The organism is Wolbachia endosymbiont (group A) of Therophilus tumidulus (assembly GCF_964277345.1).
Taxonomy (GTDB): domain Bacteria; phylum Pseudomonadota; class Alphaproteobacteria; order Rickettsiales; family Anaplasmataceae; genus Wolbachia; species Wolbachia pipientis.
Genome location: NZ_OZ195515.1, coordinates 642,482 through 659,773, shown reverse-complemented (window position 1 = coordinate 659,773; position 17,292 = coordinate 642,482). Strand labels below are relative to the sequence as shown.

The 17,292-nt window shown below is 33.4% G+C and carries 16 protein-coding genes; 10 read left to right on the top strand and 6 right to left on the bottom strand.

Going from position 1 to position 17,292, the window contains the following annotated elements:
* Positions 1-82: 82 nt before the first annotated feature.
* The 4 genes from trxB to grxC form a co-directional block, all read right to left on the bottom strand.
* A complete protein-coding gene (trxB, locus tag ACICQD_RS03585; RefSeq protein WP_395461600.1) occupies positions 83-1,030 on the bottom strand; it encodes a thioredoxin-disulfide reductase in 948 nt (315 codons plus the stop codon).
* Complete coding sequence (locus ACICQD_RS03580; RefSeq protein ID WP_012673206.1) at positions 1,017-1,616, bottom strand: peroxiredoxin; 600 nt, start codon at positions 1,614-1,616, stop codon at positions 1,017-1,019. The genes trxB and ACICQD_RS03580 overlap by 14 nt, the downstream gene beginning before the upstream one ends.
* 874 nt (positions 1,617-2,490) lie before the next feature.
* Positions 2,491-3,363, bottom strand: coding sequence for a hypothetical protein (locus tag ACICQD_RS03575; RefSeq protein ID WP_395461599.1), 873 nt, complete (start codon positions 3,361-3,363; stop codon positions 2,491-2,493).
* Positions 3,364-3,478: 115 nt separating this feature from the next.
* The gene (grxC, locus tag ACICQD_RS03570) at positions 3,479-3,817 is read right to left on the bottom strand and encodes a glutaredoxin 3 (protein WP_007550037.1); all 339 of its coding nucleotides are present in this window, start codon (positions 3,815-3,817) and stop codon (positions 3,479-3,481) included.
* A 68-nt stretch (positions 3,818-3,885) separates the two neighbouring features.
* On the opposite strand from grxC, the gene ribF reads away from it, so the two are divergent.
* The 4 genes from ribF to ACICQD_RS03550 are packed head-to-tail and all read left to right on the top strand — an operon-like array spanning position 3,886 to position 7,958.
* The gene (gene ribF / locus ACICQD_RS03565; protein WP_010082493.1) at positions 3,886-4,818 is read left to right on the top strand and encodes a riboflavin biosynthesis protein RibF; all 933 of its coding nucleotides are present in this window, start codon (positions 3,886-3,888) and stop codon (positions 4,816-4,818) included.
* Positions 4,815-5,291 carry a signal peptidase II gene (gene lspA, locus ACICQD_RS03560; protein ID WP_006279329.1) on the top strand — a complete coding sequence of 159 codons (477 nt, stop codon included), beginning with the start codon at positions 4,815-4,817 and terminating at the stop codon, positions 5,289-5,291. The genes ribF and lspA overlap by 4 nt, the downstream gene beginning before the upstream one ends.
* Before the next feature lie 29 nt (positions 5,292-5,320).
* Positions 5,321-6,661 carry a M16 family metallopeptidase gene (locus ACICQD_RS03555; protein WP_395461598.1) on the top strand — a complete coding sequence of 447 codons (1,341 nt, stop codon included), beginning with the start codon at positions 5,321-5,323 and terminating at the stop codon, positions 6,659-6,661.
* Entirely contained in the window at positions 6,648-7,958 is a 1,311-nt protein-coding gene (locus tag ACICQD_RS03550; RefSeq protein ID WP_264374012.1) for a M16 family metallopeptidase, read from the top strand. The genes ACICQD_RS03555 and ACICQD_RS03550 overlap by 14 nt, the downstream gene beginning before the upstream one ends.
* Before the next feature lie 2 nt (positions 7,959-7,960).
* Here the strand turns inward: ACICQD_RS03550 and purN are convergent, their stop codons facing one another.
* Positions 7,961-8,527, bottom strand: a complete 567-nt coding sequence (gene purN, locus ACICQD_RS03545; protein WP_264329499.1) for a phosphoribosylglycinamide formyltransferase — start codon at positions 8,525-8,527, stop codon at positions 7,961-7,963.
* Between the two features lie 304 nt (positions 8,528-8,831).
* Here purN and ACICQD_RS03540 point away from each other — a divergent pair, with 304 nt between their 5' ends.
* Positions 8,832-9,248: a hypothetical protein gene (locus ACICQD_RS03540; RefSeq protein WP_010082489.1), complete on the top strand. Its 417-nt coding sequence runs from the start codon at positions 8,832-8,834 to the stop codon at positions 9,246-9,248.
* On the opposite strand, the gene ACICQD_RS03535 is transcribed toward ACICQD_RS03540, so the two are convergent.
* Entirely contained in the window at positions 9,241-9,771 is a 531-nt protein-coding gene (locus ACICQD_RS03535; RefSeq protein WP_010962821.1) for a Na+/H+ antiporter subunit E, read from the bottom strand. The two genes, ACICQD_RS03540 and ACICQD_RS03535, sit on opposite strands and share 8 nt — an antisense overlap.
* 116 nt (positions 9,772-9,887) lie before the next feature.
* On the opposite strand from ACICQD_RS03535, the gene ACICQD_RS03530 reads away from it, so the two are divergent.
* The 5 genes from ACICQD_RS03530 (at position 9,888) to ACICQD_RS03510 (ending at position 17,292) form a co-directional block, all read left to right on the top strand.
* Complete coding sequence (locus ACICQD_RS03530; protein ID WP_395461597.1) at positions 9,888-11,687, top strand: ankyrin repeat domain-containing protein; 1,800 nt, start codon at positions 9,888-9,890, stop codon at positions 11,685-11,687.
* A 120-nt stretch (positions 11,688-11,807) separates the two neighbouring features.
* The gene (smpB, locus tag ACICQD_RS03525) at positions 11,808-12,257 is read left to right on the top strand and encodes an SsrA-binding protein SmpB (RefSeq protein ID WP_007548863.1); all 450 of its coding nucleotides are present in this window, start codon (positions 11,808-11,810) and stop codon (positions 12,255-12,257) included.
* 6 nt (positions 12,258-12,263) lie between these two features.
* Positions 12,264-13,055 (top strand): prolipoprotein diacylglyceryl transferase, encoded by a 792-nt coding sequence (lgt, locus tag ACICQD_RS03520; RefSeq protein ID WP_010962823.1) that lies wholly within the window; start codon positions 12,264-12,266, stop codon positions 13,053-13,055.
* A 690-nt stretch (positions 13,056-13,745) separates the two neighbouring features.
* A complete protein-coding gene (locus ACICQD_RS03515; RefSeq protein WP_015589192.1) occupies positions 13,746-15,491 on the top strand; it encodes a type I secretion system permease/ATPase in 1,746 nt (581 codons plus the stop codon).
* 361 nt (positions 15,492-15,852) lie between these two features.
* On the top strand, positions 15,853-17,292 hold the full coding sequence (locus ACICQD_RS03510; RefSeq protein ID WP_395461596.1) for a hypothetical protein: 1,440 nt from the start codon (positions 15,853-15,855) through the stop codon (positions 17,290-17,292).

The following is a 17,292-nucleotide window of genomic DNA, read 5'->3' as shown; positions in this document are numbered from 1 at the left end:
CCTCTTTATTAATGATTTACTAATATAATTATGTAAAAGAAAAGGAAAATTGCAAGCAATTTATCTAAAATCCTAGAATTAACTACGACTCCAAAAACTTTTCTGCATCAAGCGCAGCCATGCATCCTGTTCCTGCTGCAACTACTGCTTGACGATATACCTTATCTTGAACATCACCTGCAGCAAACACTCCTGCCCTACTAGTTAAAGTTGTTCCAGGTTTTGTAATGATGTAACCCTGCTCATCCATTTCAACAAAGCCTTTAAAAATACCCGTATTTGGTGCATGCCCGATTGCAATGAACACTCCATCCACTTTTAATTCTTGGGTTTTATCGATCTCTGCTGATTTAATCGCAATACCAGCAACCCTTTTTGGATTTTCTTCTCCAAGAATCTGCTCTACGGTATGGTTCCACATTACTTTTATTTTATCATTTTTAAAGAGCCTACCTTGCATTACTTTTTCCGCTCTTAATTTATCACGCCTGTGTATTAATATCACTTCTTTGGCAAATCGAGTTAAAAATATTGCTTCTTCAACAGCAGTGTTTCCACCACCAATCACAGCTACAACTTTATTCCTAAAAAATGCACCATCGCAAGTCGCACAAGCTGAAACCCCATAACCCTGAAATTTCTTTTCACTTTCTAAACCAAGCCACTTCGCTTGCGCACCAGATGCAATGATAATTGCATCTGAATAGTAGTCATTGATATTACCAGAAGATCTAAATCTATACTCATTAAAGTCCTCAAGTTGTTCAACGCTTTTTATCTCATCATCTATTATTTTTGCTCCAACCTTTTCTGCATGAAACCTCATTTGCTCCATTAGTTCTGGACCCTGTATTGAAACAAAACCAGGATAGTTTTCAACATCTGTAGTAATTGTAAGCTGACCACCAGGCTGCATTCCCGTTACTACAATTGGCTCTAAGTTTGCACGTGCTGCATATATAGCAGCAGCATAACCCGCTGCCCCGGATCCAATAATAAGAACTTTTGTACTAAACTTATAATTCTTCACTATATGAGTTTAGATAATCAGCTACTCCTTCATCGCTTGCCTGCATTGCTGGCTTACCTTTTTTCCACCCTGCTGGACACACCTCACCATGCTCTTCATTATGTTTAATTGCATCAACGATTCTAACGAATTCATCGATATTACGCCCTAAAGGCAAATCATTTATCGATTGATGACGTACAATAAATTTATCATCAATAACGAAAGTTGCTCTCAGCGCAATTGAGTCATCATATAAGACCCCATAGTCTCTTGATATAGACTTTTTGATATCAGACACTAAAGTGTAGCTAATCTCTCCAATACCACCATCATTAACTGGAGTGTTTCGCCATTTATAATGTGAAAATTTTGAATCTACACTTATTCCTATCACTTCAACACCACGCTTTGCAAACTCATTTATTCTATTATTGAGCGATATCAATTCAGTTGGGCAAACAAAAGTAAAATCAAGTGGATAGAAAAAAAGGACAGCATACTTATTTTTTATGCGCTTACTCAGACAGAAATCATCAACAATTTCTCCGTCAGAGAGAACAGATGAAGCAGTAAAATCGATAGCAGATTTTGTTACAAGATTCATAATTAACCTATTCTTTTAAAATAACTTTAATTTTACATCTTGATAAACTTATATGCAAGTTTTCTTTGGTTTTAGTCCTATAAAAACTTCCTAAAATAGCTCTTCTTTTTTACCGATAAGATACAATCCAGGTTGGAATACTGAGTTGGTGAGTATAAAATTCTACGTCATGCCACCGCGAACCGTCATACCGCCACGAACCGTCATACCGCGATTCATTCGCGGTATCTCTAGATCCCGCTAACAAGTAGTGGGATGACGGTTGTCGTTTAGCTATAAATGTTAAAAAATTTACCAAACAAAAAAAAGGCAAAAGAAGCCCCGTGGTTGGCTAATTACTTACATTATACTTTCAAGTATGGCGTTTTTTTATTCTAAACGTTTAATAACCGCGATTCAGTTGCTTTTAAGCCGCAACTAATCTAAATTATAAACATTAAGAAATTTACTAAACAGAAAAAAAGGCAAAAGAAACCCTAGGGTAGCTAGTTATTCACTATCCATTTTTTAAGTTGGCGTTTTTTTATGTTTTAAATGCTTTATAAGCGCATTTTAGCTTATATTAGGTAAAAACCTAGAAGTTTTATAAAGACATAAGGTGCACATAGTGCAAAAAATTAAACATGAGACGCCAGATACGTGAGTTTTTTTGTCATTTAATCTGTACAGAGAAGATAAATAAATAGCTTCAGTTTCATGATAAGGGAGTTGGCGGAGTTTGTCAAGTAAGTTTTTCGCTTCTGCGGGCTACTTGAATAACGGCTACAATGTTCATACAGCTATGTACATAGCTGGAACCCAAAAAAAGAACCAAGTAGCCAAGCTACTTGGATGACAGAAGGTAATATAAGAAGTCTATTGGCTCTCGTATACCTTAGTGAAACTTAACAAGTTTATCTATAGTTTTAGTGATGATTCTTGGAGTATCCGGAGAAACTGCTGAGCTCAGCCTATTTAGTCGCTCTATAGCAAACTCGCTGTTCTCATTTGTTATGAAATCACATAAAATATTTTCTATATCCTTAGTAACACTTTCATGCTTCCTCAGAGGATGATTATGTGGATACCTATTGATGGTTCTGATGCTAGAATACTCAACAAAAGCTTGATCCTTAAAAGCAAGTTGTCTCAATTTCTCTTTGAATTTTCCTTCTTCCTCTTTTGCTAAAAGGCGAGACTTTATCAGTGATTTTATAATCAAATTTATAGCTTGATGTATTTCAGAATGCACTATAACTTTAATGGTATTTTCTTCTACTATACAATCATAAATACTTTTTTCGCTCTTTAGTGACTCTATAAGCGTTCTGCTATTTTGTGAATTCAATTCCAAATTCTCTTCACTCATAGGAGTTATTATGAAGGTGTTCTTATTTACTCTGATGTTAAATTGTGGAAATCCTTCAGAAAAGGAAAATGCTACATCCTTAGATTCAAGTGCGTGATTGCATGCAGAAAAAAGGGTGTGTGCTATAACACTGCTGGGCACCTTCATTCCATGTTTACTCAGGTGGTTCAATACATTTTCAACCTCATGATATGTAAAGTCTGTATCTTTTAGCAATTCAACAACTTCTATGCCGTTGTGTTGTTTATACTCTATTCTCACTTCTTCTGTAAAAAGTGTTTTAGCTGCTATATGTTTATCAAGCACTGTGAAAATCTTGATGAAATTCTCTAAATCTTGTTTGTTAACTAATTCGATACTAATTAAGTTTCTGCTAATAATTGAAATATTTTTTGTCATTTTTTCCCACTAAAAAAACTCACTGAATGAATTGTATTTTTAATTCATTAAGAATTGTTTAAAGTGAGCATACTAGTTTTCATTTACGTATTACACGACAAAACAAGATAAAAAGTTACATAAAATCATCATGTGGTATAACACACTCTCCACATTCATCATTGCTGTTTGTGTAGGTTGTGACATCAGTGTGATTGTCATTATTATTTAGCATATCATCCAACTTTCCTTCTTTTTCAAGATCCATCAATTTGTCACACCCCCCAATGTGCTTATCGTTGATAAAAATCTGTGGAACTGTTCTAACGTTATACTTTGATTTTATGTCGTTAAATAGATCTGAGTTTTTGAGCACATCAATTTCTTCATACTTCACACCTTTTTTATCTAGTAAATCCTTTGCCCTTATGCAGTATGGACAGCCCTTCTTTACATATATCACAACATTTTTCACAATTTATCTCCGTAGCTTACTAAAATATAGTTATTATATATAAGAAACATGTAAAAACATCAAATTGTATGAAAATTATTTATAATTGTGAGCAAGGAATAGAAAATAATATAGCACTAACCTTCGGAAATTTCGATGGCATTCATTTAGGACACGAGTTTGCAATTTCTACTCTAAAGAAGGTAGCACAAGAAAGAGGATTACCCTCTGCAGTTTTAACTTTTGAGCCTCACCCATCAACTGTTTTATTTGGTAGAAACAATTTTAGGTTAATAGACCAAGAACAAAAAAAGGAACTAATCAGCAGCTATGGTATAGATTACTTATATATTATTAATTTTAATAGAGGTTTTTCTGAGGTTAGCTGCGATGACTTTATCAGTGAGATTTTAATAGATAAATATGGCGCTAAACACATAATTGTCGGAGAAAATTGCACTTTTGGTCATAAACGATTGGGTAATATATTAACTCTAGAGAAATATTCTGAAATATATGGATACTCTTTAACTAAATTAGAGCCATTAACAATTGACGGCAAAATTTGCTCTTCTTCTTCAATAAGGGAGTATGTACAAAGGGGCGAAATAGAAATTGCTAATAAATTGCTCGGCAGGCCTTATCAAGTTTCTGGTGTTGTGACAAAAGGTGCATGTAGAGGTAGAGAAATAGGATTTCCAACCATAAATATTCCTATAGAAGATTGCATGATAAAACCTAAGTTTGGCACATATTACGCTAGAGTGACTTTTCCTGATAGTAATCCAAATTGGTTATATGGAGTAGTCAATATTGGTATGAGACCTACTTTTAAGGATCTGAAAAAGCCTATAATAGAAATGCACATATTCGATTTTGATGAAGACGTATATAGTCATAAAGTCAATATACAACTTTTAAAATTCATAAGGTCAGAAAAAAAATTCCATAGTATTGAGGAGTTAACAAAACAGATAAATTATGATATACTTAAAGTTTATAGGTTAAAGGCAAATTTATGAAAAAGTTATGCTTAGTTGTTATATTAATTATAGTATTGATTGACCAAACGAGCAAATTGTACATAAACTCATTGATTGATGAAGGAGAATCAATTGAGATCGCTAGTTTTATAAAACTAGTTGAAGTTTGGAATTCAGGTATTAGTTTTGGAATGTGTAGCGCTTTACCACATGGCGGTTTCTTTTTTTCAGCATTTTCAATACTAATAATTGGTATACTTGCATATTTGATATACAAGTCTGACGATCAGTCAACTTACCTTGGTTTTTCTCTGATGATTGGTGGAGCAATCGGAAACGTAGTTGATAGGATCTATTGGGGAGCTGTATATGATTTCATATATTTTCATATTGATGATTGGTATTGGCCAGCCTTTAATTTAGCAGATTTATCTATAGTTTGTGGAATGTTTACATTGTTATATAAGTGGTATATATACGATATGCTTATTTCTAAACAAAATGAGGAATAAAATAATTGTTTTTATATTAGGTCGAAATAATGCTTCATAAGTTTTTTAGTTTTCTTATACTACCTGTACTTTTTTTTACTTACCCAATTTCTTCGAATGCTTTAAACATAGAGCACAACATAAAATATACTAAACTCAGTAACGGACTAGATGTTTATGTTGTTTCTAATCATCGGATTCCAGCCGTTTTACATGCAGTAATATACAAAGTTGGGGGAATGGATGATCCAATCGGCAAAGCAGGATTGGCTCACTACTTTGAACACTTAATGTTTAAAACTACAGGAAAGTTTAAAGACATAGAAGCCACTATGAGTAGCATTGGGGCTAAATTTAACGCGTTTACCACTAAAGAATATACCTGTTATTATGAGTTGGTCCCCAAAAAAGATTTACCACTGGCAATGGAAGTTGAAGCAGATAGAATGGGAAACTTTAATGTTACTCAAGACAAAATAGATAGAGAAAAAAACATTGTACTGGAAGAAAGAAAAATGAGATTTGATAACCAACCTCATAACTTGTTATGGGAAGAAATGGATAGTGCATTTTATCGTACTGGCTATGGTAGATCTGTTATTGGCTGGGAGAGCGATATCAAAACTTACAATCAGGATGACATAGTGAGGTTTCACGATAGTTATTATCACCCTGGTAATGCAATATTGCTGATTGTGGGTGATGTGGAGTTTGATGAAGTAGTGAAATTAGCAGAAGAAAAATATGGCGAAATTAAAGCTAAGCCTATAATTAGGCATTACCCTAATCAGGAACCAGTACATAACGCAGGTCTATCGGTGACCTTAGAAAGCACTGAAGTAAAAGAACCAGTTTTATATTTTCGTTATCGTGTTCCCTTATTTGATCACATAAATGAAGCCTCTGCTGCTCATTTAGCGGTTGACATTTTAGGTGGCGGCAAATCCAGCAAACTGTATAAAGATTTGGTTTTAGATAAAGATGTGGCAGTATCAGTGTTTGCTTATTATAATAGCCTAGCTTTTAGTGATGGCTACATTGATATTATGATAATTCCAAAAAGTGGCGCTAATTTAGATATTGTTGAAAGAGAGTTAGATAATACTATTAATGGCTTCGTATCTAAAGGGGTGACGAGCGAGGAATTACAAAGCTCAAAATATAGATACAAAGCAGCACAGTTTGATAATCTATCTGACTTAACTCATATAGCAATGTTTTATGTGCCGCACCTAGCACTTGGCATTCCACTTGATGAAATAGATATTTCATATAGCAAGATTAATGATGTCAATCTAGAGGATGTAAATAATAAAATCCGTGCTATTTTTTCTGCTAATAAGTTAATTGGTCGTTTATTACCAAAAGGAGATAATAATGAGAATAAGTAAAATTATATTTCTATTTTTTTTCTGTCTAGGCTTTAATTTACAAGCAAGTGGTAACCTAAATATAGAGGAGGTCACTACCCGTAAAGGATTTAAGTTTTTATTTGTAGAAAATCATGATTTGCCAAAAGTTTCACTAAATATATCATTCAAGGATGCAGGTTATGTGTATGAGAATGCAGAAAAACAGGGACTTACCTGGTTTACTTCTCTTATAATTCAAGAAGGGGCAGGAAAAAATGATGCCAAAGATTTTGCGAAAAAGCTTGAAGATAAAGGGATTAGTTTAAATTTTATTGCTGATTTAGAAGCATTTAGGGTTTCATTAAATACTTTGTCTGACAATCTAGAGGAAGCAATTTCATTACTGAGCGATACTATAATGCGTCCTAAAGTTGACCCTGAAGGGTTGAATAGAGTTTTCGAGAAAGCCAAAGTTGATTTTAATAATCTTGAAAAAAATCCTGGCTTTGTTGCTGTAGAAGAATTGAATACGTTGTTGTTTAAAAAACACCCTTACTCAAAAAGTATGTACGGTACTCTTGACACTAGAGTGAGCATTACTAGAGACGATGTTTTAACATACATAAAGCGTAATTTTGCTAAAGATAACATAGTTATCAGTGTTGCTGGTTGTGCAAAAAAAGAAGAAATTATTACGCTATTAGATAAATATTTATCTAAATTGCCGTCAAAAAGATCAAAAGTTAGAAAAATACCTGTGAAAAATGATTTTGGTCCTGCAGAAAGTAAGAATATTTTTATGGATATACCACAGAGTGTGATACTTTTTGCTCAAAAAGGTATAGCTTATGAAGATCCAGACTACTATAATGCTCAAGTTTTGGTTAATGCGCTTGGTGGTATGGGGCTGAATTCAGTGCTGATGAAAGAACTAAGGCAAAATCTTGGAATTACTTATGGTATTAGTGCCTCTATGGCCAGTTATACGCATGGAAATATTATAGCTGGGGGTTTAAGTACTGATAGCTCTACTGCCAGTCAATCCATATCTGCAATAAGAGATACATTGAGCAGGATAAAAAAGAAAGGAATTGACGAACAATTGTTCAAGGATGCAAAAATTGGCTTGGTAAATAATCTTGTCCTTCGCCTGTCCAATAACATAAATACAGCAATGCTGCTGGATGATATGCAGATAAATGATCGTGATGTTAACCGTATAAATAATTATGCGAATGTCATTAATGACGTTAAATTAGAGAAAGTAAACGAACTGGCAAGTTCTTTGCTGGAACCAGAAAATTTATTTTTTGTTGAAGTTGGAAGAAACACTTAAGATCAATAATTAATACTTTCTGCTATTGATCTTACTGCTTTTACATAGCACTTATGCTCCTCAGCTAGAATGCGTTCTGAGAGGCTTTGAATATCATCAGCTGGTAGCACTGGCACAGCAACTTGAGCAATTACGGCTCCAGCATCAACTTCAGGAGTGACATAATGTACAGTACAACCTGTAATTTTTACACCTGCTTTTAGAGCTTGCTCTTGAGCGTTTAGACCTTTAAAAGACGGAAGTAAAGAGGGATGAATATTTATCACCTTGTTATGCCATTTACTCAGAAAATCAGCTTTGAGAATTCTCATAAACCCTGCAAGGCAAATTAAATCAACCTTATGTTGAACAAGTATTTCGTGAATTTTACCAGCATCAAGCGGTTTATCTTTAACAATAAACGCTGAGATTCCTGCTTGCTCTGCTATTTTCAGACCAGCAGCTTCGCTATTATTTGTGATAACACATGCAACTTCTGCGGAAAAATTCTGATCTTGACATGCTTCTATTAAGGCCTGCATATTCGACCCCCTACCTGAAATTAGTATTCCGAGTTTTATCTTTTTCATTATAGCACAGTTAGTTTAGAATTTAGTTAATACTAACAAAACAGCTCAAAAGGAAAACTTATTTTATAGCAAAGAAGGCAGACTAAACTCTTTATATAAGTGGACCTCTAATTTTGGACCTCACTGGACAACACAAAATAACGAATAGCCCCATGTACCCAGCTAAAACTAGCTTTAATGCTTAGATATTGTGCTATTTTTGTATAATATACCACTATAAGTATATATTTTTGTAATCGCGTTATTATTTATTTAACAAAGTATTAGTATAATTTATTACACTGGATTAAATGGAGAAAGTTCAATGAGTAAATTACCGAACAATGCAAAAATAGGTAAATCTCAGGTTACTCAGTGGGAGGTAATAAAAAATTGTGAATATGCTGATAATTGCTTGTCAAAAATAGTAACTTTGTACGTTATTAGAATAACTCAGCTATCAGATTTTTATACGAGTGACGAACCTGAAATTAACACTGTTTTAGCAAGAATAAGCGTGACAAGTGAAAATGTATTTTTAAACAAGGCTACTACTATTGAAGTTATGGAAGGTATTTTTCCGTATAAATTCAACAGCAAGAAGAGAAATAACGTATTAAGGTTAGAAGATTTGTATAATTATTTATGTTCTATTGTTAACAATAGCCTTCCAAAAGAAATGCTTGAAAGTCTTGTAAGGGAATATAAGGATGCTGTTAACTTATTTAAAGCAATTACTTAACTGAACGTAGTATTTTTAAGATTTTATTTTCTATTTCAGAAATGCCGCTTTCAAGATCTTTATCTATCAAATACATGGTAGAGAAATATGTTTTCTGCTTACTTTCAACATTGATAGTTAAAGTTCCGGGAGTGATTGTGACTGAATTGGCAAATAACGCAATGCTTTCATCATTATGCCCTTTGCATTTTCTTAGGATAATGATTGGCTCAAGCTTAGATTTGAGTTGTAGCACCTTTTTTGTTACATAAACACTTGATAAAATGATTTGGTACATTAACCATGGTATATAACTTACTAACTTATAAAACGACAGTCTACTCGTACTATTTAAAATCTGGCTAAGAGCTCTTTCAGCGTTTATCAACCTTCTAAAGATAAACGATGTGAATATAGAGGAAAACACTCCACAAAAAATAAAAAACGGCTCAAAATAACCAGACAATACAGTCCATAGAACAAATAAAATTATAAATGACAGAGAAAAAAACTTGATTTCCTTCCTAAAGTTGAGGTTTTTCATAGTCTGTAATATAACTTAAATGACTCTTTAAGGAAAGATAATAACGAATATTTAGGTTCTTGACTTCTATGTTGAAAGATATAACAACTAAGTTATGTTTTTTAAGTGAGGAAGTTATGAAATATGACAAATTTATGGAAATATTAAAAAAAATAAATGACCTTTCAGATTTGAGCAAGGACAATATAGTTGAAAAAATAAAAGCTAAGTTACAAGAAGAAGATCCAGATTTATGTCAAGAGTGGGAAAAGAGTAAACCTGACAACGATAGTGGATCTGGCATAAATTACATATTTACTATATCTTGTGGTCAAAATTCTAAGAAAGTCAAATTGTTACATCTTGCTTCTTATTGGAACTATGCAAATGTAGCAAAAGCTCTGATTGAAAACGGGGCAGATATTAATGCAGAACATGATAATAAAATTACTCCTTTACATATTGCTGCTCACTATGGCCACAAAGATGTAGTAACCATTCTAACTGGAAAAGGAGCAATTGTTGATGCAAAAAATGGTGATGGATGGACTTCTTTACATTTTGCTGTTGAAAAGAACCACGAAAATGTAGTAAACACTCTAATTGGAAAAGGAGCAAATGTTAATGCAGAAAATGATAAAGGATGGGCTCCTTTACATCTTGCTATTACAAATGGCCACAAAGAGATAGTACAAGTTCTATCAAAAGCAGAAGGAATCAACGTTGATGCAAAAAATAGTGATGGGTGGACTCCTTTACATCTTGCTGCTGCAAATGGCCGCGAAGATATAGTAGAAACTCTAATTGAAAAAGGAGCAGATGTTAATGCGAAAGATCATTATAAATGGACTCCTTTAACATTTGCTTCTCAAAAAGGCCATGAAGTGGTAAAAGGAGCTCTATTAAAGGCACAAGAGAACATCAAAGCTTTGCATTCAGCTGTTAAACATAATAATGAAGAGGAGGTGAAAAACCTATTAAATAAAGGAGTAAACGTTAATGCAAAAGATGATGATGGATGTACTCCTTTACATCTTGCTGCCAGAGAGGGCTGCGAAGATGTAGTAAAAATTCTCATTGCAAAAGGAGCAAATGTTAATGCAAAAGATGATGATGGATGTACTCCTTTACATCTTGCTGCTAAAAATGGCCACGAAGATGTAGTAAAAACTCTAATCGCAAAAGGAGCAGAGGTTAATGCACAAAATAATAAAAGATATACTCCTTTACATATTGCTGCTAAAGAGAACCGCATAGAGGTAGTAAAAATTCTAGTTGAGAAAGCAGATGTTAATATAAAGGATGCTGATAGATGGACTCCTTTGCATGTTGCTGCTGAAAATGGCCACGAAGATATAGTAAAAACTCTAATCGCAAAAGGAGCAAAGGTTAAGGCAAAAAATGGTGATAGACGTACTCCTTTACATCTTGCTGCTAAAAATGGCCACGAAGGTATAGTAAAAGTTCTGCTACACACTGAAGCAGACCCTTCATTAAAAGATGTTGATGGAAAAACGCCAAGAGACCTCACTAAAGATCAAGGTATAATTCAGCTTTTAGAGGAAGCGGAAAAAAAGCAAACGTTAAAAAATGAGAATAAAAAAACGCCAAAGGATCTTACTGAAAATAAAGATGTAATGCAGCTTCCAGAGAAAAAGGAAGAAAAACAAATTGGAAAAAATGCAATTATGAAAGAAAAAGAACAGTCTGCAAAAAATGCAATTGTAAAAGGTGTTGTTGTGTGTTTTGTAACTGCAGTGATAGTTGGTGTTGCACTTGCATTTGCTACTGCCCTATCTGTACCAGCAATAATTGGGCTAGCTGCAGGATCTGCGCTCATAGTTGGTGCTGGTCAATATATAATGTCAAAGCCTAAAACTGAAATGAAAGAAGTAAAGGAACTTGTGCCTAGAGAGACAGAAAAAGCACTTACTTGATTTTTGTTATCCTGTTGCTATCAGACTAGCCTGGCACCTTATATTTATTGGGATAACTGTTTTATTATGAATTAAGTCAAAAACTCTGTAATATATTGAAGCTTAAAGATATCTTTAGATATGGAAGTTATTGCAGAAAATAGGAAAGCAAGGTTTGAATATTTCATCTTAGAAGAATTTGAAGCGGGTATGGTCTTATTAAGCAGTGAAGTTAAATCGCTAAGAGAAAGAAAAGTAAATATTTCCGACGCCTACGTTGTTGAAAAGAATAGCGAAGTATGGCTGCACAATATGCATATTGCAGAATATAAAGCTGCGAACCGAAAAAATCATAAACCAAAAAGGGAACGTAAATTACTCTTGCATAAAAAGGAGATAAATAAACTAATTGGTCAAATCAAGACTGCTGGGATAACTGTTGTGCCGCTTTCGGTCTATTTTAACGATAAAGGATTTGCAAAAACTAAAATTGCCATTGTAAAAGGAAAAAAACTCTACGATAAGAGAGCAACCATAAAACAGAGAGAGTGGGATCGTGAAAAAAGTAGATTGTCTAAGAATAATTTATAGCAAAATATGTCTTTAAATCCAGTAATTTTCAGCATCGGTCCTGTTTCTATATATTGGTATTCCTTAGCCTACGTTTTGGGTATAGTGTTTGCATATTGGTATTTACATAAGCTAGATGACCAAAAAATATTTACTAAGAATTTTTACGATTCGTTATTAACAGCCACTATTGTAGGTATTATCCTTGGAGGTAGACTTGGCTACGTATTGATATATGATCCAGTTCTTTATATAAGCAACCCTATTGAGATATTGAAGACCTGGGAAGGAGGGATGTCATTTCATGGTGGTGCTATAGGAGTTTTGCTTGCAGTAATAATTTCGTGTAAAAGACATAATATCCCTACATTTTATGCACTGGACCTAGTTTCTTGCGGAGTTCCCATAGGTTTATTTTTAGGTCGCATAGGCAATTTTATAAACGGAGAGTTATTTGGCAGAGTTACAACTATGCCATGGGGTATGGTATTTCCAGAGAGTGGTGATAATTTGCTGCATCATCCAAGCCAGCTTTATGAGGCACTTTTTGAAGGACTGCTACTTTTTGCAGTTGCAAATTCACTGTTTTTCTTAACTAGAATAAGACTGTATCACGGTGCGTTAACTGGTATTGCAGTTATGTGGTATGGAATAGCACGTTTTTTCGTTGAGTTTTTTCGCGAACCAGACTATCAAATTGGCTATTTGTGGCTTGATTTAACTATGGGGCAGTTGCTTTCTATACCTATGGTTTTGCTAGGAATGCTTGTATATCTAGGCGCATTAAATTTAAAATTTAATACGAAATCTGTCACATAGAGAAAAGGTGAGTTCAATAGAAAAATGTAGCCAGAAGCCCCACATTATGCACAATTGTACGAATTTTCTGCGTTGCAGTAGAATGAATCGGTGGGCTTTGTTGCATCGCTAGCTATGATGGATTAAAGATAAAAAAGGTGGAGAATATCAGTAGCTTATTATTCTGGTATTTATAACAAGAACGGTCAGTGAATACCTAAATTTGAGTAAAAGAAATTTCACTACCACTCACTAATCTGGCTAAAATTCAAGAATTTCAATGCTTTAGCTATTTTCAATAGAATTAAATTTATTAATATAAATAACAAATTACTATTCTTAAATTTGATCAGATTGATTGCAAAAAAACAAGATTTTCAATAAGTTGCTTATAATCCTAATTATAGTTAGCCTTTCATAAGTAGCGATGCAACAAAGCCATCCCAGTGTCAGCTACTTTCATGACACCATTTGCTGTGCAGTTTACCTTCAAAAATGAATGTTCGTACAGCTATGGAATGAATCGCGGTATGACGTAGCTTCGCTATAGGCAATGAAGGAAATATTAACTATACTTCTTTTTACCATTGTTTATATTTCCTATTCACATATATTAATATTTTACTCACTTAAAGTAAGCTAACTACCGTTATTAATATTTTTGTAATAAAAATTGTATATGGTGCATGTAATCAAATTAAGAGGAAGATTGTGGAAATTACGCCATCAATAAAAAAAGAATTGAAGCAAAGTACTCTATATGTTTGCCTAGAAAAATGCAAAAGTGCATTTTGGTTTATCTTTTGGTTTAGTGCGGGAATCAATTTATTAATGTTATTCCTACCACTTTATACCTCTCAAGTGCTTGATCGGGTGATATCGAGCGAAAGTGTATCAACACTAACTATGCTGACAATTATCACTTTATCTGCATTTGCATGTTCTGCAATGCTTGAAACTTGTCGATATTTAGCCATGGCAAAAATAGGTGATTGGATCGATAAAACTGCAACACCAGATCTGATAGTAAGGTCAATCAGGCTAACGTCAGTGCAGAGCTCAACTTCAAGTGGTGAAGCAATACGAGATCTCGGAGTGATAAAAAATTTCATTACAGGAAATGGTATATTCTCACTGTTTGATACTCCATGGTCGTTAATTTACCTTGTTGTGATTTTCATGATACATACCTCCACGGGGTTTATAGCTATTACTGGAATTATTATATTAGTCTCTATGGCAATATGGAATGAACTTGCCACTAAACGAATATTACAAGAAACCAACGAAGAAACTATACGGAATATCAATGCTATAGATGTTGCAACAAGAAATGCAGAAGTGGTTGAAGCTATGGGCATGTCAGAATTCATAGTCTCTGATTGGTGTAAACGAAATGATCAGAACCGAGCAATGCAAATTAAAGCACAAAATCGCTCTAATGTAATTACTGGAATCACTAAATTTTTGCGCTCAACTCTGCAAATATCAGTAATTGGAACAGGTGCATTACTTGCAATCACAGCTCATAAGACTGCCGGTAGCATCATCGCTGCTTCAATTTTAATGGGTAGAGTATTAGCACCATTTGACGCTGCGGTTCATACTTGGAAGTTTTTAAATCAGGCTAGAATGTCATATGGAAGGCTACAAAGACTTATATTAACATCGCCAAAAAGAGAGCAAACGATGGCTCTACCAGAACCTGAAGGAAAATTGGAATTTGATAGAGTATTTTTTACTCCTTATGGAAGCAATAAGCCGACAGTAAAAGGAATATCATTCATTATAGATCCTGGAGATGTAGTTGGTGTTATTGGTGCAAGTGCTTCTGGTAAATCCACTATCGCAAAATTAACTGTTGGTGTATGGAAGCCAATATCTGGTGTAGTCAGACTAGATGGCGCTGATGTATATACTTGGAATCGAGAAAATTTTGGTAATTATGTTGGCTACTTACCTCAGGATATTGAGTTATTTAACACTAGTGTCAAAGCTAATATTGCTCGCATGAGGCCAGATCCAAATCCTGAAGAAATAATCAAAGCAGCAAAAATTGCAGGAATACATGAACTAATACTAAGCTTACCAAATGGATATGATACAACAATAGGAGGTCCTGGAGGAGTAACGCTCTCTGGCGGCCAAAAACAGCTTCTTGGACTTGCCAGAGCTTTTTATGGTCACACAAAACTTTTAGTACTTGATGAACCAAACGCTAACTTAGATAGCAATGGAGAGGCATGCTTAATTAATGCAATTGGCATTGCAAGAAAACAAAATACTACTACTGTTATCATCACTCACAAGCTACCGTTATTGTCCGTAGTTGATAAGGTGATCCTCATGTCAGATGGTGTCATTTACGCTATGGGACCAAAAGATGAGATTTTGAGCAAATTAGTTGCTCCATCATCAAGTACCACAGAAGATGAGCGCTCTTCAGCAAATGGTTAGTTTACTTACAATAAATTCTGTATCTGAAATAACAACTGTTCCAGAAAAATATATATTTCTTTACCATTAGAAATAATATTACAAGAATAGTAAATAGATTAATAACTCTTATTAATTAAAGTCAATCGGCAGATATAGCTAAAGTGGCTTAGGTTTACCTACAATTTGAAAAACAACAAATTCGTCTTAATGAATTTTCTTAATTTGTTATCTAAATAACTTAATATTAGTGGTAATTTTATAAAAAAATTATAATATAAATAATGTTGCTGCGAAAATTTATAACAATATTTCCCTCTAACGTTTAATGAATTTCAATAAATTGCCTTTTTAATTCTAGATAAGTATATGCTTTGTTAATATGTTTAGTTCAAAATCCAAAAGTAAGTTTATGCTTTCTATTGGAGAAGAAGGCATAATGTTACTATATTTTAAAAATAATACTTTAAATAAAAGGTATTTTGTTAAGGGCAAAAACGATAAAGCAGTTTCCGATTTAATTTCATGTCTTTCGTCAGATAAAAAAGCACCTTTATACCTGGTGCTTAATCATGCAGATCAAAATTACTCGCTACAGTTTATTACAAGGGCAAACAAGATTAGTGCCTATCTATCAGCAAAAACAAAGATGGAGCATTTTTCTCGTAATAATGACATAAGTTCAGTTTTTTTGGTTGAGAAGCCAAACAAATTCAATCAAAACTGGTGCTATCTTCTTGTTTCATCAAAAGCAAAGCATTTAGTAGAATATTGGTTGAATGTGTTTATTGAGATAGGCTCCAACTTTAAGGGAATATTAATGTTTCCTATAGAAATAAGTAATATAACAAAAAAGATTCTACATAAAGATCCTAATAATTGGAAAATTATAGTTGCTGCAACTAAAACGGGAGGCTATAGACAAGTGGTTCTTAAAGAGAATAAAATGGTATTTACGCGCTTAACATCATTTACTAATGATAATTTACCAGGAATTATCGCTGGTGGAATATATCAGGAAGTGCAAGATACTATTCGATCCTTAACTAAGTTTGGGTTTGAAAAAAATAACCCTATCGACCTTTGTATCATAGTGTCAGAAGATATCAAAGCTAGTTTATCAGTCATAAATTTTTCAGAGAACAGTGTGAACATATTAACTCCATATGAGTTAGGCAAACTATTAGGAGCAGAACTAGCTATAAGTGAAAAAGATAACTTTTGCGATACCATAATTTTGTTTCATAGCTTTAAGAATAAATTAGCAGCTATTTTTAATACAAAGGAAACTAAAGAATTTTATCTATTCAATTACCTTTATTTAAACTCTCCTCGAATTTTTCTATACTTCGCCCTGGTTTTAGTTATAACAAACACCCTTTGTTTGCTAAATTTGTATTCAAATTTCAATGTCGCTGATAATTTATCAGCAAAGCAGAACACCTTAAATAACCAATTAACAAAACTTAGCCAAAGCTATAATGTAAAAAAAATAGATGAAATTTATGATTTTATTAATATCAATAATATTTTATCAAAAATAGAATACTCTCCTCTTACACAAGTTAAGTATGTAGAAAAGTTAAAAATACCAGGTATAGAGCTTCGATCATTTGAATGGAATTATAATGAGGCAAAAAGTTATATTACCACAACTTTAAAGTTTAATTTTCAATCCGGTAAAAATATTTCTCATCAATACGAGAAACTACGAAAAAATTTAAACGATAATTTTCGTGCCTATGACATTAATATTTCTAGCTTACCTGCTGCTAAAGAGCAAAATCTATCTATTGATGTTGAAATAGGAGAGGCAATGTAG